We start from the raw sequence: 17934 nt of genomic DNA on the forward strand, positions 1-17934 counted from the left end.
GAGACTAGGCAATCGAGCGCGGGGATGCCTAGTCAGCCGATGGTGCGGATGCGGTCGGTGGCAGGTGGCGAGACCGGCGACCCGGCTGCGAACAGGGCGGTCAAGGCGTCGAGGTCGTTGCCAGCACCGGTCATCTGGGTGGAGTTCTTCAGTGCGGTGAAGCCGTCCCCGCCCTCGGCGAGGAACTTGTTCACCACGACGCTGTAGACGGCGTCGGGCGCGATGTCCTGCCCGTTCAGACGCATTTCCGAGATTCGCGCGCCTGGTGCCGCCCGCCGGTCCAGGGCGTAGGTGAAGCCCGCGGACGGGGAGAGGATGCGCTCGGTAGCGGTGCCGTCGAGGTCGATCTGGAATTGCTGTTCGAGAGCGTCCTTCAACACCGCTCCTGTGACGGAGAGCACCTCGAGGCTGTTACCGAATGGCTGAACACCGTAGGCCTGGCGGTAGGTGACCTGGCCGGAAGTGCCGAAGTCCAAGTCCTCGCGCATGCCGCCGGGGTTCGTCAACGCTAGTTGGGCGCCTCGTGTCGATCCGGCGGCGAGTTGAGCGTCGGCGACCAGGTTGCCGAGTGTCGATTCGCCGCTGGGGACGCGGTCGCGTGTCAGATCGGCGGTAATGGTCCCCACCGGCCGCTGAGCGCTGTCCGACGCCTCCGACCAGGCCCGGTCGGCGAGAGCCTGAATATCGGGATCCGGCGAAATATCGTGTGTCACTATCTGATTGAACGCGGACGTCTGATCGCGAACGACCTCGCGGGTGTTGCGATCGATGGTGACGTCTGCGACGGACACGATCCGGCCGTGCGAAGCGCCCTGCATCACGACTCTGGGATTGCCTGCGGGATCAGGGAATTCGCAGTTGTACTGCTGGTGGCTGTCGGCGGTGAAGATGACGTCCACCTTCGGTGACGCACGAAGGGCGATGTCGCGGGCCGGCCCGGACTCGACGTTGCAGTCGTTGGGCCCACCTTCGACGGCCGGTTCGTCCCCACGGTGCAGGAGGACGGTGATGGCTTTGACGCCGAAGAAGTCGAGGACGTCGGCGGTGCGGTTGATCGCTTCGACCTCGTCGCCGAACTGCAGATCGGCGATCCCGCCCGGTGTCACGATCTGCGACGTGTTGGCGGGGGAAATCGCTATGACTCCGAGCGGAATGCCGTCGACCATGTTCACGGTGAACGGCAGCGTGGCCGGAGCGCCGTTGGTGTACGTCATGTTCGCGGCCATCAGAGGGAAGTTGGCGCCGCCGAAGGACGGACTGAACGTGCACGCATCGACGGCGGAGCAACCGCCGGACTGCATGCGACGGAACTCGGCGAGCCCTTTGTCCAGTTCGTGGTTGCCGATCGCGGAAGCGTCGATCTTCATCCGGTTCAGGAGTTCGACCGTCGGTTCGTCGTTGAACATCGCCGACTCGAGCGCCGACGATCCCCAGTTGTCACCGACCGAATACAGCAGCGAGTTGGTGGCTTGGCTGCGAAGTTGCGTCACGTAAGCAGCGAGATACGCCGCGCCACCTGCGGGAGTGAGCGAGCCGTCGGCCTGCCTGATCTCGCTGCGAACACCTTCCGGCGGGCGGAGACTGCCGTGCAGATCGTTGAACGCCAACAGACGTACCGACACCGTGTCCTGGGACTCTGCGTTGGCGACGCCACTCAGGGAGGTCGCGGTGGTGGCGAGAAGGGTCGTTGCGAGCACGGCACACGTTCGTGTCATGCGTCGCGTCATGCGTCGTGCTCCCTCACTCGGACCGGCCTCGAACCTCCCTGAGTGTGCCCGTCTGCCGAAACGAATTCCAGTCCTCGGCGTAACAGTTATGTATCGAGTGTCACGCGGTGACGCCGATGCCCGCGGCCTGCTTCGCGACGTCGGTGTCAGCGAAAGCGAGGAATGCGTCGTTCTCGTGTGGATCGCCGATGGTCATCCGGACGCCCTCGACGCCGTACTGGCGGATCAGAATGCCCGCTTCGGTACTCGCCTCGGCAAAAGCGGGAGAGAGTTCTCCGAGGGGGAGATAGACGAAGTTCGCCGACGACTCGGGGACGGTGTACCCGGCTTCGATCAGAGCGGTTCGAACTCGCGTCCGCTCGGCGATGACACCTTCGGTGCGGGCAAGCAGTTCGTCTGCTGCAGCCAGGGAAGCGATTGCGGCGGCCTGCGCGACAGCGCTCACGGTGAACGGGGTGTGCACCTTGCCGAGGGCCACGATGATCTCCGGATCCGCGACCGCGTAACCCACGCGGATTCCCGCGAGGCCGTACGCCTTCGAGAAGGTGCGCAGAACAACCACGTTGGGGCGGCTGCGGAACAGCTCGATGCCGTCGGCGTCCGAGCGTGAGTATTCGAAGTACGCCTCGTCGAGTGCGACGACGACGTGCGCCGGAACCGCGTCGAGGAAGCTCTCGAGCTCTGCCTTCGACAGTGCATTGCCGGTCGGGTTGTTGGGGTTGCATACGAAGATCAACCGCGTGCGATCCGTGATCGCGGCCAGCATCGCGTCGAGGTCGTGGCCGAAGTCCTCGGTCAGCGGAACCTTGACCGAGACGGCGTGGCCGACCTGAGTGACCACGGGGTAGGCCTCGAACGAACGCCACGCGTAGATGACCTCGTCACCCTGATCGCACGTGATCTGCACGAGTTCCTGGCACAGCGTCACGGAGCCGCAACCAGCGGCGACGTTGGCCGGCTCGACTTTCAAGAAGCTGGCCAGCGTCTCGATGAGTGCAACCGCGGCATTGTCCGGGTAGCGGTTGGCATTGGCGACCGCGTCGGCGACGGCGTCACGCACACCGGGCAACGGCCCTACTGTCGTTTCGTTGCTCGCCAGCTTGATCGCACCCGGAAAATTGCGTCCGGGAACGTAGGCGGGGATGGAGGCGAGGTCAGGGCGAATGTGTGCGGTCACGAGTCGATTATGCGCGCACTGATTTGGTGCGTAGCGGCCGTCTGCGTGTCAGAGTTAGAAGATGTCGGAAATCTTCCGAGCCACCGCGTATCTGCGCGGAGCCGAAGGGGAGGTCGCCACGGCTGTTCCGCTGACCGTGGTGGAGCCGGACGGCCCGACGCGGGGCGGGATCGTCGTCCTGCATGAAGCCCGGAAGTTCAGCCCGGCTCTGCTGAATCTGATGTGCGCGCTTGCCGGCGAAGGGTGGGTGAGCGTCGCACCTCACCTGTTTCACCGCGAACCCGAACACATGCAGGGTGAGGTGTTCGGTGACAACCTCTTCGCCGACTTCGACGCGACCCTCGATTGGCTCGTCGGACGCGAAGTTCTCGCAGACACCATCGGGGTGCTCGGATTCGACGACGCCGGTACCGCCGCGATGCTCGTGGCCACCAGCCGTCCGGTCGGCGCCGCGGTGAGCGTCGCCGCCCGGGGAATCGTCGAAGCCTTGTCGGTGGATGCTCAGGCGCTTGTCGACGCGGCCACTTCCCTGCAGGCGCCGTGGCTGGCGCTGTACGGCGAGGACGATCCCAGCACGCCTCGCGAACACGTGACTCTGCTCCGGGAAGCGACCGCGAAGGCCGACGTCGCGACACTGGTGGTCAGCTACGCCGGACTGGCTCACCGGGCGGACGAGCCGCCACAGCTGTCCGAGGACGCTGACCTCGACGACCCTGATTCGGCCTCGATCATCGAAGCTCAGACCCGGATCTTCGACTGGTTCGACAGCCACCTGCGGTAAGTCCACAAAACAGTCCGCTGACCACACGTTTTGCCTTTGGTGGCGAAGGGTGTGTAATCTTTCGATCCGGCGGTCCGAAAGGATCGGAACCCCCAGGGAGGCGTGCCAGAGCGGCCGAATGGGACTCACTGCTAATGAGTTGTCCCTTTTACGAGGGACCGGAGGTTCAAATCCTCTCGCCTCCGCCAAGCCGGTGATTTTGACCGGCGGGTTAGAAATGATAGAAATTACGACGGTAAGACACGCAAGACCAGCAAGACAACAGAACATGCGCCCGTAGCTCAACGGATAGAGCACTTGACTACGGATCAAGAGGTTAGGGGTTCGAATCCCTTCGGGCGCACAAGAAAGAAGGTCACAGACTTGAGGTCTGTGACCTTCTTTTTGTTGTGGTGCATACGCAATTCTTGAATGTGTGTGAGGTCACCTCGGCGATTTCGGGCGGTGATCCTCGCGATCGTGGGAACCGACAACCGATCCCCGCGACCTATGCTTTCTGCGGAGCAGCCACGCGAACCGAGGAGAACCCGTTGGAGACCGTCGACAGTCGGACGCTCCCGGTCTACTCGGCGGGGGCGGTCGAGGTGCCCTTTGTCATTGCGGGCATGGACGAACTTGTCTCCCGCGAGACCCGGTGGGATGCGCACTCGCACCCGACTCACGAATTGTTGTGGAACGAGCGGGGAGCGTCGAGCGCCACGGTGGGATCGCGCACGTGGACCATTACGCCGACCGTCGGTCTGTGGATGCCCGCCGGCGTCCTGCACTCGGCGATCGCGCCGGCCGGCACCTGGTATCGGGCCGCTCAGCTCGACATCGCGTCAGTTCCTTCTCTGTCCGACGTGCCGGTGGCGATCGAGGTCACTCCGCTGCTGCGGAACCTCCTCGAGCGACTGGCAGACGATTCACTCGGAACCTCTTCACGCTCGCTCACGGAGCAGATGGTGATCGACGTGCTGGCACCGTCGCCGAACGAGTTGCTGGTGCTGGTGCCGGACTCGCCACTTCTGCAACCCATCGTCGATGCGATCGGTGACGATCCGAGTGACATGCGAACGCTGTCCGACTGGGCAAGGCTCCTCGGTGTCAGCCCGCGAACCATCACCCGGGTATTTCGGTCGGAGACCGGGATGAGTTTCGGGCAGTGGGTCTCGGCTGTGCGCGCCCAACGAGCGGTGACCCTTCTTGCCCACGGCTTGGATCTACAAGAGGTTGCCGAGCGTGTGGGCTACCACTCGACCAGCGCATTCGGGGCGGCATTCCGGCGCACTACCGGCGCTACACCAGGGATGTTCCGGGCTAGCTGATCGGCCATCACACCTTGTCTCGATCGCTACACGGGGTGTCCCAAACACGCGATTGCGCCACATTGCCCTCCCGTATACGGTTTAGGCAAACCTCACCTAAGTGCCTGATTGAGCCGGGTTGAGGGCCGTACCCCTTCTCGAGAGAGTTCTGTTTTCATGCGTTCAAAACGCTTCTTGGCGGTGGCCGCAGCAGCGGTCGCAGTCGCCCTCGGCATGACAGCTTGCAGTTCCGACTCCTCGGAGACCGCCGACGGCGGCAGCGCCGGAAGCGGATCCAGCTCCTTCCCTGTCACGATCGAGCACGCTTTCGGAACTACGACGATCGACGCCAAGCCGGAGCGAGTTGCCGCCGTTGCCTGGGCCAATCACGAAGTGCCCCTTGCTCTCGGCGTGGTTCCCGTCGGAATGGCAGCGGCGACTTTCGGTGACGACAACGGCAACGGAATGCTGCCGTGGGTCGAGGAAAAGCTCGACGACCTTGGCGCGAAGCCGCCGGTGCTCTTCGACGAGACCGACGGCATCGACTTCGAAGCCGTCTCCGATACGAACCCTGACGTCATTCTTGCCGCATACTCCGGATTGACGCAGGAGGACTACGACACTCTCAGTGAGATCGCTCCGGTTGTGGCGTATCCTGAGGGGCCGTGGGCGACGTCGTGGCGTGACGTCATCAAGTTCAACAGCATGGGCCTCGGCATGGAATCCGAAGGGCAGGAACTGATCTCCACCATCGAGAAGGAGATCGCCGACGAGGTTGCCGCGCATCCGCAGCTTGCAGGCAAGGCAACCATGTTCCTGACGCACGTCGACACCGCTGATCTGAGCCAGGTCAGCTTCTACACGGCGAACGACACGCGCGCCGCGTTCTTCGAGGACCTCGGACTTTCGACGCCGAAGAGCGTTGCCGACGCCTCGACGGGTGGTGAGTTCTCGAAGAAGGTCAGTGCGGAGCGTGTGGACGTCTTCGACGACGTCGAACTGATCGTCACCTACGGTGACCAGGCACTTGTCGACGCACTCAAGGCTGACCCGCTGCTCTCGCAGATGCCTGCCGTCGCCAACAACGCGATCGTGTTCCTCAATGGAACCGGGCCGATGGGAACGGCGGCCAACCCGACTCCACTCGCGATTTCGTGGGTACTCGGCGACTACGTCGATCTGCTCGCCGGGGCCGCTGGAAAGTCGGAGTGACTGTAACCTCGCAGGATTCGACGTCGGGCGCTCGCGATACGCGGCGCCCGACGTTCGGCAATTCGCTGTGGCTGATCGCCCTTCTCGTGGTCCTCGCGGTGCTCATGTGCGCCTCGATCGTCATCGGCTCTCGTGAGGTCGATTGGTCCGACATCGTTGCCGCACTTGGCGGTTCCACCGACAATATCGGTCAGGGTGCGATTGCCAAGCGCATTCCGCGGACGGTGCTCGCGATCGTCGTGGGTGCTGCGCTCGGTCTTGCCGGCGCGGTGATGCAGGGGATTACCCGAAACCCTTTGGCGGATCCCGGAATCCTGGGCGTCAACATGGGCGCTTCGCTCGCCGTGGTGATCGGAATGGCGTGGTTCGGATTGTGGACCCAGACCAGCATGATCTGGGTGGCCGTACTCGGTGCAGCCGGGGCGGCATTGTTCGTCTACGTGGTCGGGTCACTCGGGCGAGGTGGAGCCACGCCACTCAAGTTGGCTCTTGCCGGGGCCGCAACATCGGCTGCGTTTGCTTCGTTCATCACTGCGATCATGCTGCCGCGAAACGATATTGCGGGCAACATTCGTTCGTGGCAGATCGGCGGCGTCGGTGGCGCGAGTTTCGAGGTGATCCGGCAGGGTCTGCCTTTCCTCATTGTCGGCTGCGTGATCTGTCTGCTGTCAGCGCGCAGTCTCAACTCTCTTGCGCTCGGCGACGAGGTTGCATCAGGTCTCGGCGAACGCGTCGCGGTGGTTCGTGCAGTGGCAGCGCTCGGTGCAGTGTTGCTCTGCGGTGCGGCCACTGCCATCGCGGGACCGATCGGCTTCGTCGGTTTGGTCGTCCCGCACCTGTGCCGGTTGTTGATCGGGATTGACAACCGTTGGCTACTACCGTTTTCTGCGCTGACAGGTGCCGCCCTTCTGGTCGCCGCCGACATTCTCGGACGAATTGTCGCCCGGCCGAGCGAAATCGACGTCGGCATCATCACCGCGCTCATCGGAGCGCCCTTCTTCATTTACATAGTCCGCCGTCAGAAAATACGTGAGCTGTGACCACTACATTCGTTACTCCCGAAGTCGAGGTCGACGCAGTCGGAGCAAGCCGTATCCGACGAGGTAGACGCCGCCGCATCGTGATTGCCGTGCTGATGGTCCTCGTCGTCGCCTCCTTCGCGGTCACTCTGATGGTGGGAAAAACCTTCTACTCGCCGTCAGATGTGCTTCGGGTCGTGCTGGGGGAGAACGTGCCTGGTGCCTCGTTCACCGTCGGCCGCCTCCGGCTGCCTCGCGCTGTCCTCGCTGTGGTCGCCGGAATCTGTTTCGGCTTGGGCGGCATCACGTTCCAGACGATGCTGCGCAACCCGCTCGCGAGCCCCGACATCATCGGAATCAGCTCCGGCGCAAGCGCTGCAGCGGCTTTCGCGATCATCTCGCTTTCACTCGGCGGTTCACAGGTATCGGTTTTTGCTATCGCTGTCGGTCTGGGCGTCGCAGTCTTGATCTACGTTCTGTCTTTCCGGGACGGTGTGGCGGGCACTCGGCTCATACTGATCGGTATCGGCATCGCCGCGATGCTCGACAGCGTCACCGCCTACCTGCTCAGTACCGCCGCCGCGTGGGATCTGCAGGAGACGATGCGTTGGCTCACCGGCAGTCTCAACGGTGCCAACTGGGGTTCGACGGTTCCCGTACTCCTGGCGCTGGTCGTGCTCGGGCCGGTGCTGCTGAGCCAATCGCGCAACCTTTCGACCATCCAGCTCGGTGACGACGCAGCACAAGCGCTCGGCGTCAGAGTGGAACGAACGCGCATTCTGACGATCATTGCGGCCGTCGGACTCATCGCCTTTGCCACTGCCGCTGCGGGGCCCATCGCCTTCGTCGCATTTCTGTCCGGCCCCATTGCCGCCCGCATCGTCGGTCCGGGAACATCACTTTTGATTCCGTCGGCGCTGGTCGGAGCGCTGCTGGTGCTCGTTGCCGATTTCTGCGGACAGTACGCCTTCGGCACCCGTTACCCCGTTGGCGTGGTGACCGGCGCGCTGGGAGCGCCGTATCTCGTCTACCTCATCATTCGCTCCAACCGAACGGGAGGTTCGCTGTGACCGAATTCCATACTCTGACTGTCGAAAACCTCGAACTCGGTTACGGAGGACGGACCGTCGTCGAATCGCTCGACCTCGCGGTGCCGCCGGGAAAGATCACGACCATCGTGGGCGCCAACGCGTGCGGCAAATCGACACTGCTGCGGTCGATGTCGCGGCTACTCAGTCCCCGAAGCGGTCATGTTCTGTTGGACGGCAAGGATGTTCACCGCCTGCCTGCGAAGAAGCTCGCTCGCACGCTCGGTCTGCTGCCGCAGTCACCGATCGCACCGGAAGGGATAGTTGTCGCCGATCTCGTCGGCCGTGGTCGTCATCCACATCAGCGGGTGCTGTCGAGGTGGAGCCGCGAGGATGACGCAGCTGTCGCCGAGGCGCTTGCGGCCACGGACACAACCGGATTGGCCGAACGATCGGTGGACGAGCTTTCCGGTGGTCAGCGCCAACGTGTGTGGATTGCGATGGCGCTCGCCCAACAAACCGATCTGCTTCTACTCGACGAGCCGACCACCTTCTTGGACGTGAGCCACCAGGTTGAGGTCTTGGACCTGCTCACCGACCTGAACCGGACTCGGGGTACAACGATTGTCATGGTTCTGCACGATCTCAATCTCGCCGCCCGCTACGCCGACTACCTCGTCGCCATGGCCGATCGCCGGGTCTACGCGGCGGGTGATCCTGCCGAGGTGCTCACGAGCGACAACGTCCGCACCGTGTTCGGTCTCGAGAGCCGAATCATCCCCGACCCCATGTCGGGTAAGCCGTTGGTGTTGCCGCTCGGGCGCCACCATGTGCTCGACGACGTGTCGACGTGACGGCGTCGAACGCCCCGGGCGGGCGGATCGAATCCGTGGAACAACTCAATGCGATTCTCGGACAGCCCCATCCGACGATCATGGAGAAGCAGACCGCTTACACGACTCCGTTGATCCGTGAATTCATCGAGCAGGCACGGTTTTTTGTGCTCGCGACATCCGATGCGGCCGGAAATTGCGATTGCTCGCCGCGCGGAGACTTGGTCAGTCAGGTTCTCTTCCCCGACGAGAAGACACTGGTGCTCCCGGATCGTCCGGGCAACCGGCGCGCCGACTCGTACCGGAACATGATCGAGAATCCTCACGTGGGGATCCTCTTTCTCGCGCCCGGGCACGACGAGATCGTGCGCGTCAACGGCACGGCGACTCTGTCCACCGATCCTGATCTGTTGGATTCGATGGCGATGAACGGCAAGCCTGCACAGCTTGCGGTGATCGTGCAGATCGACGAGGCGTATCTGCATTGCGCGAGAGCAATTCTGCGGGCGAAGCTGTGGGATCCGTCGACGTGGCCCGCATCCGATGAGGTGCCGAGTCTGCGCGACATGATGGCGGAGCAACACAGCCTGCGCGTCGAGGACCTCGAACCCGCCAGACAAGAGGCGTACCGCAAGTACCTGTACTGACCTCAGTCCGTTGGCCTTTCGCAGGAGAACGGTCTCCACCAGCTGATCGTCAACTGGTGGAGACCGTCGTTCTTACTGTTCCGGGTTTACTGAAGCGAAATTGTGGCGCCACCGGAGAACATCGAGTCGTGTACCTCGATCTCCTTGGGGGTGGCACTGGTCGGGATGTCGAAGACAATGGTGGTCTTCCGTGTGATGCCGGGGTTTATGTCGCCGCCGATCGCGGTTTCGGCGTCGATATTGATCGCTGCCATCGTGTTGTTGGTGAACTCGCGACCTTCGGTGTCGATCAAGGTCTGATTGGATCCGAAGTAAGCCTGGGGCTTGTCGGAAGTGTTCGTGATCTCGACGTGAACGAGTACGAACTGACCCTCAGCTTGCTCTTGCAAGTAGGGATTGTCGCCGATCGTCGTGAGGCCGGTCTCGATACCCGTCACGACGAAACCGAACTTTCCGTCTCGCACTTCCTCGCCGATTCCGGGATTCGAAGACTTCGTTTCCTTGGGAGCTTCGGCCGGGGCAACTGCGGCCACGGAGGCACCGTTGGCCGCGGCTTGCGTGGTTGTGGGGGCCGCGGCGGATTCTTCCTTGTCTTTGTCCCCGCCGCCAGTGGCGATCGCGACAATCACGAAGAACGCCACGATGCCTCCGACGACCCATGGCCACTTCTTCTTTTTCGCCGGTGAAGGCGGCGGTTGCTGAAATCCACCGGCCGGCTGAGCGTACTGGCCCGGGAACGGCGCGCCAGACTGATCTGGATAAGGCTGTCCATAAGGTTGCTGAGCCGGTGGTTGCTGTCCGTAGGGCTGCTGGGGTTGCTGCCCGTACGGCTGCTGAGGCGGCTGGCCATATGGCTGGTTAGGGTCCTGCGGGGGTTGTGTCATGGCCGTTCCTTCACGTGGGATTGCTCACGCATTACTAGGTGAGCATTCGATACTTCTACCAGACTGACCGGTCGCAATGTGTGCAGAGTGGTCGGTTTTGTCCGACAATGATCCGTGCCTTCAATTGCCTCCTCGCTGTTCTGGATTGCGCTGATCGCGGCCATTGCGCCGATAGTCGCGGGCCTGATCCCGCGTCGACTGGTTCCCGAAGTGGTGTTGCTACTGGTCGCGGGCGCAGTGGTCGGGCCGTTCGCCCTCAACATCGCAGCTGACAGCGAAGCGGTCGGCATCCTGCGCGAACTCGGCCTCGGCATGCTGTTCCTGCTCGCCGGCTACGAGATCGACCGACAGGAACTCAGTGGGCGCGGCGGACGTCGAGCGCTCTACACGTGGCTGTTCTGCCTCGCGCTGGCGTTCACGGTGGTCGCGCTGCTTGGCATGAGGAACGTGATCTCCGCCGAAGCCGCTGTTGCCATCGCGATGACGTCGACCGCTCTGGGCACGCTGCTGCCGATCCTCAAGGACAACAAACTCCTCGACACACGCTTGGGTAAGACCGTCCTCAACCACGGGGCCGTCGGCGAGCTCGGGCCGGTCGTCGCGATGGCGGTGCTGCTGAGTGCCCGTGGTGCCGTGCTGTCGCTGATCGTTCTTGCCGTCTTCGCCTTGATCGCTGTCATCGTTGCGGTGCTGCCCGGCAAGCTGATTCACGAAGGCTCGTGGACACATCGCCTGGTGCGGGCAGGGGCGGACACGACGGCGCAGACGACGGTCCGCCTCACCGTTCTGTTGTTGGTCAGCCTCGGAGTGCTGTCGGCTGTGTTCTCACTCGACGTCATTCTCGGTGCATTTGCCGCCGGCTTCATCCTGCGGCGACTGATGCCAGAGGGCGACGAGCGCCTCGAGATCAAGCTCGACGGGATCGCCTTCGGGTTCCTCATCCCGATTTTCTTCATCACTTCAGGCATGGCGATCGACGTCTCGGCGGTCGCCGCCAGTCCCGGCATACTGATTGCGTTTTTGATCCTGATCGTTGTAGTCCGCGGCGTGCCGGTGTTCTTCGTGACCAAGTTCGAGAAGGTCGAACCACCCTTCACCACGCGCGAAAGTGCGCAAGTCGCGTTGTACGGGGCTACCGGCCTGCCCATGATCGTGGCGGTCACGGGCGCGGCCGTCGACGCGCATCAGATGTCCTCGGACAACGCGTCGATTCTTGTCGCGGCCGGGGCGATCACGGTTCTGCTGTTGCCGATGATTGCCACTCTGTTGTCGAAGAAAGAGAAAGTGTCCTGATTCAGAGATCCAACTGCTCGTCGAGCCAGTCGAACATCCGCTGATCCGTCAGACGCTTCGCTTGCTTCGATTATCAGGGGCCGGAGAAAAAGCCGTCGTCGACGTCGATACCGGTTTCCAGCGCCGATATCTCATGGCTGCCCGTTCGGTCCGCCCACCGCAAAGGGATCCCGGTTTCCGCGTCGAACGCCACCGTGGCATCACGGCCGGCCCAATCCGGTGGCATCGCGAATTCCCACGCTCTCCGCCCGTCGACCTCTACTTCCCGCCCTGTCGTGTCGGGTGGGCGTAGGTCGGCGAAAGGTGTGTACGGCCAGGTTCTGTGTATCTGGAGAAGTTGTTCGATATGGATGTCGAGACTGTATCCGCCGTTTCGTCGTTCGAGGACCCCGTCGGTGCGGAACCACGTCTGCTTCTGTCGGTTCTGCAGAAACAGCACTCCCTGCTCGTCTTCGAGACGGATGCAGGTGCGCGGCTTGAACCAGAATTCGAGTCGCACGGAGGGACGACCGCCGGGGGGTCGCCCGCGGAACATCACCCCATGTAGCGGAATCCGTTCCGCCGCTTTGTAACGTCGCGCTACCTCGCTCCACGCAGCGGGCGACTTTCGCGGAGAAGCCTCAGATGGCACATCTGCCGAGGGGGACTGTCCTGACTTGGGGACAACGGCCACCATAAATTGGCCTTCCACGAATAGCGAGGCGGGGACTGCGACGCCGGTGATCTGCTCGGCGAGAGCAAAGGCGCCCTCCAACGCATGCTCACCTGCATAGCCTTGGGCGTCATCGTCGATTCCGATTCCGCCGACATCGAGAATCAAATCCACCATCCGATCGTCCCCGACCACCGGGCTGGATCCGAAGAGTTCGAATTCAGCCACGCGTGTGCCGTTCGACCACCAGATGAACTGGCTGTCGGCATTGACGCTGAGATAGTGCGAAGCCACCTCGCGATCGGATAGAAGGGGCCGCATCAATTCTTCCGAGATAGCGAAGGAACCGCCGTTGATCTGCATCAACAGTGTGCTGTCGTCGCCCACCGCCGCGACTGCGACTACCTGCCCAGCCCCGGCTGTCTCGGGCTGTTCAGTGAGATCGGACATCACCTCGCCGAGTTCGGCGATCCCGATTGCCTCCGATTGTGTGTTCTCGTCGGCGCCGAGGGCACTCAACACCTGTGCGGGAGTGGACCGAGGGATGAGTGCAGCGCAGTACCCGAGAGACAGGCTCGTGTTGAGGTACTGCTGAATCCACACATAGTCGTGATAGGTAGGCACACTCGCACGCTTCCACAGATTGATACCCGACGAATGCCGAACTCCATCGAGCGCACAGCAAATACGCCATCATTCGATCGTTGATTCGAGGGCCTGATTCAGAGATCCAACTGCTCGTCGAGCCAGTCGAACATCCGCTGATCCGTCAGACGCCTCGCCATGGGCTGGCAGTGGAAGTTCGCGCCCTCGGCAGCGGTGAAGGGAACCACCGACGTCGGTCCGCCGGATAGGGCGGCAAGGCGCTTGGATTGACCGGGCCAGAATTGCTCGTCTTCCGGATCGGTGATGAGCAGGGGAGTGGAGATCGAGCCGGCGACGTGTTCGAGGTGGTACTTCCGAACCTCGGCGAGAGTGTTGTAGTAGCCGTCGGCGAGGTACGGACGCGCTCGGAAACGCCAGATTCGGGCGCTGTCCTTGGAGAATTTCATTCCCAGCCCTATCGCCATGTCGCGGTCGAAGGCCTCCGACTTTCCCTCGTCGAGTAGCTTCTGCATGTTCTTGGGGATGTGGGCGAGCCACGACGCGGCCACGTCCACGACCCCCGGATCGGCGATCGCTGCCGCGATCCGATGCTCGAACGCCAACGACTGCGGCACCCAGTACCCGCCCTGACTGATCCCGTACATCGCCAGCTTCGACGCATCGACGTCCGGCCGGTCCACGAGATAGTCGACGACGGGCGTGATGACGGCTTCCCAGTCGTGACGGAACGGGATGTTGCGCTCGAAGAGCATCGACTGCTGACCGGGGCCGTCGAACATCAACACGTTGTAGCCCCGCTCGAGCGCCCCGGCACCGCCGCTGCCCCACAGCCCGCTGATTGGGCCGTCGCTACCGTTCACCATGATCAACGTCGGCCGTCGCACGTCGCCGGGCGGCCGGAAGAAGTACCCGGGAAGGTAGGTGTCCTCGTAAGGGATCCGGACGCGTTCGACGGGCTGGGAGGTGGTGTCGACGAAGCGGTCCCACGCCTGTCGGTGACGTTTGAAAGTGGGGACCAGAACCGAATCGTCGCTGAGACCGTCGACGGCGTTGATCGCCACACCGAAGTACGACGCCGCCCGCAGGTACGCGTTGGACGCGCTTCGCGAATGCCCGGCCTCGGCTGCCTCATCGGCCTGCCCGAATACCCGTGTACCGAGGTCGAACCAGGCCTCGTACCAGCCTTCGAGGTCCTTCTCGCCGACGTGAGCGATGGCCGAGAGCACTTCGCCGGTGTCTGCCGCGCCGAAGGTGGCTTGCCCGAGAACGACTCGTAGCTCGAAGTCGAAGGACTCGTTGCGATAGAAACCAGCAGTGAACGCCTGGTGCGGATGGGCGAAGAACGACGACGCGAGAGACATGGGCACACCTTCGCTAGTTCGGGGCAGCCATTTTCAGTTGTAGTTCCAGGATCGCCCGAATCGCTTGCCGGAAAACCTGTCAGCGCGGCGACGCCGGGAGCCCGGTGGATGGCGGCCTCGACATCGCAAATGCCAGGGTGCACAACCACAACGACATTCCCAGCACCTGCGCACGTTGAGCGATACCCAATCCGAGATTACCGCCGCCGGAGACTTCGATGCTGTTGGTCGTCAACATCCACACCGTCGCAAGGGAAGTCAGGATCAGAATGGTCAGACCCGCCGTCCGCAAAGAAGGGTGCTCGCGATACCTGAACGCTCCCACGGTGAATGCGATCATCGCGGTGAAGATCGCGAAGACCGCCACGCTGCTCGTCAACGCGTGAACATGGTGGAGCTGCGGAAGTAGACCGTCGGGTGCGCTCGACGGGCAACCCTCGCCCGAGCATTCGAGGGGGAACGACGCGTCGGCGATGGTCGCGATGCCGAACACCGCCAGCGCAATCCAGCCCGTGACGTAGAGCCTTCGCCGGGGCGTGATCAGCAGACCCAGCGCTCCGGAGATCAACATCAAGATTGCGGACAGGACATCGGCGTTACCGAAGACATCGCGGTATTTCTGGTTCTCGGCATCGAGTTCGCTGAGGAACGATGTCACCGGGTCGAGGCCGGTGTCCAGGAAGAATTCGAGAATCCACGACGAGTAGACGATTCCGCCCAGAGCCAGCGCAGCCACCAAACCCCACCGCGCAACGTTGCGTTCCTTCACGAAATCGAGCTTACGGACCGAGCAGGGCTTTCTGGACGCGTTCGGCCGCTACCAGCGGATCTTCGTGCTCCCAGACGCGGATGACGGTCCAACCCTGCTCTGCCAGACGTGCATCGGTGTCGCGGTCTCGAACCACGTTGGCGGCCAATTTGTCCGTCCACCACTGCGCGTTGTTCTTGGGAAACGTCGCATGCTGCGGGCAGCTGTGCCAGAAGCATCCGTCCACGAACACCGCGACTTTGCGGCGTGGAAATACCAGATCGGCCCGTCGGCGAACACCTTTGACAGGCGCCCGATCCACGAAGTACCGGAGTCCGCGTCGATGCAGCTCGCGTCGAAGTGCGATTTCGGGTTTGGTGTCGCGCCGACGCTGAGCGCTCATCCGAGCGCTGGTGGCAGGATCCGTCGCAGGCACCGTGGTTCCCTCAGCCGTCGGAATCTTCGCCGTCTTCGGGATCGGACCAAGTGGGCGCAAACCTGTTGCGACGCTCCACTTCACCGTGCACGACGGTCACGAAGTCGGTGAACGAGAGCGTCTGAGCTTCGGTGGGGCGTCCGTTGCGCGGCGGCGGCTCGTCGACGTCGAAGAACCGAACTGCGCCATCGGGTTCGTAGAGTCCGATGTAGACCTTCTCGAAGAGGTCGTAGCGGGTGTCCTCGGCGCCGAGATCCACCCAGGCCTTTCCCGGAACGCCGACCACCGCGCGCTTGCCCCGGCCCGAGCGCTTCGAGAGCGTCGTGACGTGGTGTGCAAAAGAGGATTTGCCGGTGTCGCTGGTCTTGGTCGGGTCGCCGTCGTCGCACGTGGCGTACGGCTCGAACATGACGGCGACCAACACGCTGTACGGCTGACGCTGATGCAGAACCATTGCCTCGCCACGCAATTCGTGGTCGTTGCGGACGATGTTCTTGGTCCACCGTCCCAGCTTGCCGCTGCGGGGACTGTAGTCCTGGAAGTTGTACGTCTTGATGGAGACGCAGAGGATCAGGCCGAGAGTGGGGTCGAGTGCCTTGACGTCCAAGCGCTTTCGGCCCTTGGCGACATCGACTGTTGCCTCCTGGCCTTCACCGGACGCCGTCGGGGTGATGTTGGGATACAGCGGACGCAGAGCGTCGGCCACCGTCTGTGCCAGTTGATTGGACAGTCGCTGGGCGTAGTTCTTCTTCTCGCCGCGATCGGCGTCGGCCGGGGGCTTGTCGCCCGCGAGTTGCAGTGCACTCCACAGTGGTTCGTGTTCCGGCTCGGAAAACAGCGTTTCAGGTTCGGGGAACAGCGAGTCCGTCATGCTGCGGCCTCGGGGTATCCGCCCATCCGCTCGAGATGGCTTTCGACGTCCTCGATGAAACCGGGGATGAACCGAAGATTACCCATGCGTGCGCGCTTGAGGAAGCCTGCGGTGGCCCGAGCCGACAGCAACCGCGTGTCTTCGAGGAAGCCGCTCAGATCCTCGTAGTCGTACTGGACCGGCCAGGTCGAGGTATGGACGCGGAAGGCCTGGCGGTTACGGCCCCAGGCCGCACTCGGCCAGGCGTCGCCCGGTTCGAGTGGCGTCTCGCCCGCGGCGTCGTATTCGATGGGATCGCTCAACCGGCCACCGACCCACGACGCCATCCGCACGCTCACGGCATTGCCGACGAGCTTCCAGCGATGGCTGTGGCGTAGGCCGGGAACCTCGACGGACGGCAGCGTCCAGTCGGGATCGAAACCCTGCAGTCGCTCGGCATCGACTAGACCGGGAGTGACGATCTCACCTGACGGCAACCGGACTGCCGGCTGACTGGGGATGCCGACGGACGAGCCGCCCTTGAGCGTCGGCACGGCATTGACGGCCCATCCGAGACCGCGAGTGCCTTCGGTCCAGTAGAAGCCGCAGGGGTAGTCCGCGGGATCGCCACCCAGGCGCTCGCCGGCGTCCTGGCCGAACAGGATTTCGCGGGGATCGTCTGTGCGCGAGGCAAGCATGATGACTCGCTGGCGACGCTGGGGGAGTCCGAAGGCGCGGGCGTCGACCACCCGGTACGCCCAGGTGTATCCGAGGTCTTCGAGGGCGTCGGTGATGTGCCGCATGGCGGCGCCCTTGCCGAGCTGGAGCATGAACGGAACGTTCTCGATCAACAGCCAGCGCGGGCCCTTCTTACGCTTGACCAGACGGAACACCTCGTCCACCAGGCCTGAGCGTGCGCCGGTGATGCCTGCCGTTTTGCCGGCCTGAGAGAGGTCCTGGCAGGGGAAACCGGCGGCCACCAATTCGATGTCACTGGGCAGCGCGCGAAGTTTGGTGACGTCACCGTGCAACGGCACGTCGGCGAAACGCGAACGGAGAACTGCCTGCGCGCCCGGATCGATTTCACACAGCAGTTCGGTGTTCCACCCATGTTCCGAGAGCCCCAACTCGAGACCACCGATACCGGCAAACAAACCCACCATGCTCCGCGACGACGTCACAGCACCCTTCCTCACGAACCGACCTAGAAGCACGGTACTCGAGAACTCCGACACCGTTTGCCAACTATTCGGTCCGCGGCGTGCTCCTTACGGAAGAACCGTTGTGAAACGCCTTACATCGAGATCTTCGGGGCCGATCGAAGTCCCTAAAAGGTCCCTGATCGAAGCAATAACCCGAACCAGCGGTGCTCCGTGCCCGTTCGTCCATTACCG

Annotated in this window: 17 protein-coding genes and 2 tRNA genes; 10 read left to right on the forward strand and 9 right to left on the reverse strand. The window is 63.0% G+C overall.

Features of this window, described 5'->3' with window-relative positions:
- Positions 1-32: 32 nt before the first annotated feature.
- Together ATN38_RS23030 and hisC are read right to left on the reverse strand one after the other, a co-directional pair.
- Positions 33-1727, reverse strand: a complete 1695-nt coding sequence (locus ATN38_RS23030) for a bifunctional UDP-sugar hydrolase/5'-nucleotidase (RefSeq protein WP_218748733.1) — start codon at positions 1725-1727, stop codon at positions 33-35.
- A 100-nt stretch (positions 1728-1827) separates the two neighbouring features.
- The gene (hisC, locus tag ATN38_RS23035; RefSeq protein ID WP_193595715.1) at positions 1828-2904 is read right to left on the reverse strand and encodes a histidinol-phosphate transaminase; all 1077 of its coding nucleotides are present in this window, start codon (positions 2902-2904) and stop codon (positions 1828-1830) included.
- A 61-nt stretch (positions 2905-2965) separates the two neighbouring features.
- Between hisC and ATN38_RS23040 the strand changes: the two genes are divergently transcribed.
- The 9 genes from ATN38_RS23040 to ATN38_RS23080 all read left to right on the forward strand — a co-directional run bounded on the left by ATN38_RS23040 (position 2966) and on the right by ATN38_RS23080 (position 9710).
- A complete protein-coding gene (locus ATN38_RS23040) occupies positions 2966-3685 on the forward strand; it encodes a dienelactone hydrolase family protein (protein WP_003943860.1) in 720 nt (239 codons plus the stop codon).
- Between the two features lie 96 nt (positions 3686-3781).
- Positions 3782-3873, forward strand: a tRNA-Ser gene (locus ATN38_RS23045).
- 82 nt (positions 3874-3955) lie between these two features.
- Positions 3956-4028 (forward strand) — tRNA-Arg (locus ATN38_RS23050).
- A gap of 46 nt (positions 4029-4074) precedes the next feature.
- Positions 4075-4992 (forward strand): AraC family transcriptional regulator, encoded by a 918-nt coding sequence (locus tag ATN38_RS23055; RefSeq protein WP_080712703.1) that lies wholly within the window; start codon positions 4075-4077, stop codon positions 4990-4992.
- 156 nt (positions 4993-5148) lie between these two features.
- The gene (locus tag ATN38_RS23060) at positions 5149-6183 is read left to right on the forward strand and encodes an iron-siderophore ABC transporter substrate-binding protein (RefSeq protein ID WP_218748734.1); all 1035 of its coding nucleotides are present in this window, start codon (positions 5149-5151) and stop codon (positions 6181-6183) included.
- Complete coding sequence (locus ATN38_RS23065; protein ID WP_218748735.1) at positions 6180-7223, forward strand: iron ABC transporter permease; 1044 nt, start codon at positions 6180-6182, stop codon at positions 7221-7223. Before ATN38_RS23060 ends, ATN38_RS23065 begins: the two co-directional genes overlap by 4 nt.
- Positions 7220-8272 carry an iron chelate uptake ABC transporter family permease subunit gene (locus ATN38_RS23070; protein WP_151097620.1) on the forward strand — a complete coding sequence of 351 codons (1053 nt, stop codon included), beginning with the start codon at positions 7220-7222 and terminating at the stop codon, positions 8270-8272. Before ATN38_RS23065 ends, ATN38_RS23070 begins: the two co-directional genes overlap by 4 nt.
- Positions 8269-9084 (forward strand): ABC transporter ATP-binding protein, encoded by an 816-nt coding sequence (locus tag ATN38_RS23075; RefSeq protein ID WP_165638730.1) that lies wholly within the window; start codon positions 8269-8271, stop codon positions 9082-9084. Before ATN38_RS23070 ends, ATN38_RS23075 begins: the two co-directional genes overlap by 4 nt.
- A complete protein-coding gene (locus ATN38_RS23080) occupies positions 9081-9710 on the forward strand; it encodes a pyridoxamine 5'-phosphate oxidase family protein (RefSeq protein ID WP_042447707.1) in 630 nt (209 codons plus the stop codon). Before ATN38_RS23075 ends, ATN38_RS23080 begins: the two co-directional genes overlap by 4 nt.
- A gap of 86 nt (positions 9711-9796) precedes the next feature.
- Here ATN38_RS23080 and ATN38_RS23085 read toward each other — a convergent pair whose 3' ends face one another.
- On the reverse strand, positions 9797-10351 hold the full coding sequence (locus tag ATN38_RS23085) for a DUF4352 domain-containing protein (protein WP_051720817.1): 555 nt from the start codon (positions 10349-10351) through the stop codon (positions 9797-9799).
- A gap of 357 nt (positions 10352-10708) precedes the next feature.
- On the opposite strand from ATN38_RS23085, the gene ATN38_RS23090 reads away from it, so the two are divergent.
- Positions 10709-11887, forward strand: a complete 1179-nt coding sequence (locus ATN38_RS23090) for a cation:proton antiporter (protein WP_030535754.1) — start codon at positions 10709-10711, stop codon at positions 11885-11887.
- Positions 11888-11960: 73 nt separating this feature from the next.
- Here the strand turns inward: ATN38_RS23090 and ATN38_RS23095 are convergent, their stop codons facing one another.
- The 6 genes from ATN38_RS23095 to ATN38_RS23120 all read right to left on the reverse strand — a co-directional run bounded on the left by ATN38_RS23095 (position 11961) and on the right by ATN38_RS23120 (position 17703).
- Positions 11961-13163, reverse strand: a complete 1203-nt coding sequence (locus ATN38_RS23095) for a DUF6461 domain-containing protein (protein ID WP_030535753.1) — start codon at positions 13161-13163, stop codon at positions 11961-11963.
- Between the two features lie 98 nt (positions 13164-13261).
- Positions 13262-14506, reverse strand: coding sequence for a S9 family peptidase (locus ATN38_RS23100; RefSeq protein WP_218748736.1), 1245 nt, complete (start codon positions 14504-14506; stop codon positions 13262-13264).
- A 79-nt stretch (positions 14507-14585) separates the two neighbouring features.
- Positions 14586-15275: a DUF998 domain-containing protein gene (locus ATN38_RS23105; protein ID WP_218748737.1), complete on the reverse strand. Its 690-nt coding sequence runs from the start codon at positions 15273-15275 to the stop codon at positions 14586-14588.
- 10 nt (positions 15276-15285) lie between these two features.
- Entirely contained in the window at positions 15286-15690 is a 405-nt protein-coding gene (locus tag ATN38_RS23110) for a very short patch repair endonuclease (RefSeq protein ID WP_042921136.1), read from the reverse strand.
- A 10-nt stretch (positions 15691-15700) separates the two neighbouring features.
- The gene (locus tag ATN38_RS23115; RefSeq protein ID WP_030535750.1) at positions 15701-16561 is read right to left on the reverse strand and encodes a hypothetical protein; all 861 of its coding nucleotides are present in this window, start codon (positions 16559-16561) and stop codon (positions 15701-15703) included.
- On the reverse strand, positions 16558-17703 hold the full coding sequence (locus ATN38_RS23120) for a DNA cytosine methyltransferase (protein WP_030535749.1): 1146 nt from the start codon (positions 17701-17703) through the stop codon (positions 16558-16560). The genes ATN38_RS23115 and ATN38_RS23120 overlap by 4 nt, the downstream gene beginning before the upstream one ends.
- Positions 17704-17934 lie beyond the last annotated feature (231 nt).

The organism is Rhodococcus sp. FH8, from assembly GCF_019266085.1.
GTDB classification, from domain to species: Bacteria; Actinomycetota; Actinomycetes; order Mycobacteriales; family Mycobacteriaceae; genus Rhodococcus_F; species Rhodococcus_F qingshengii.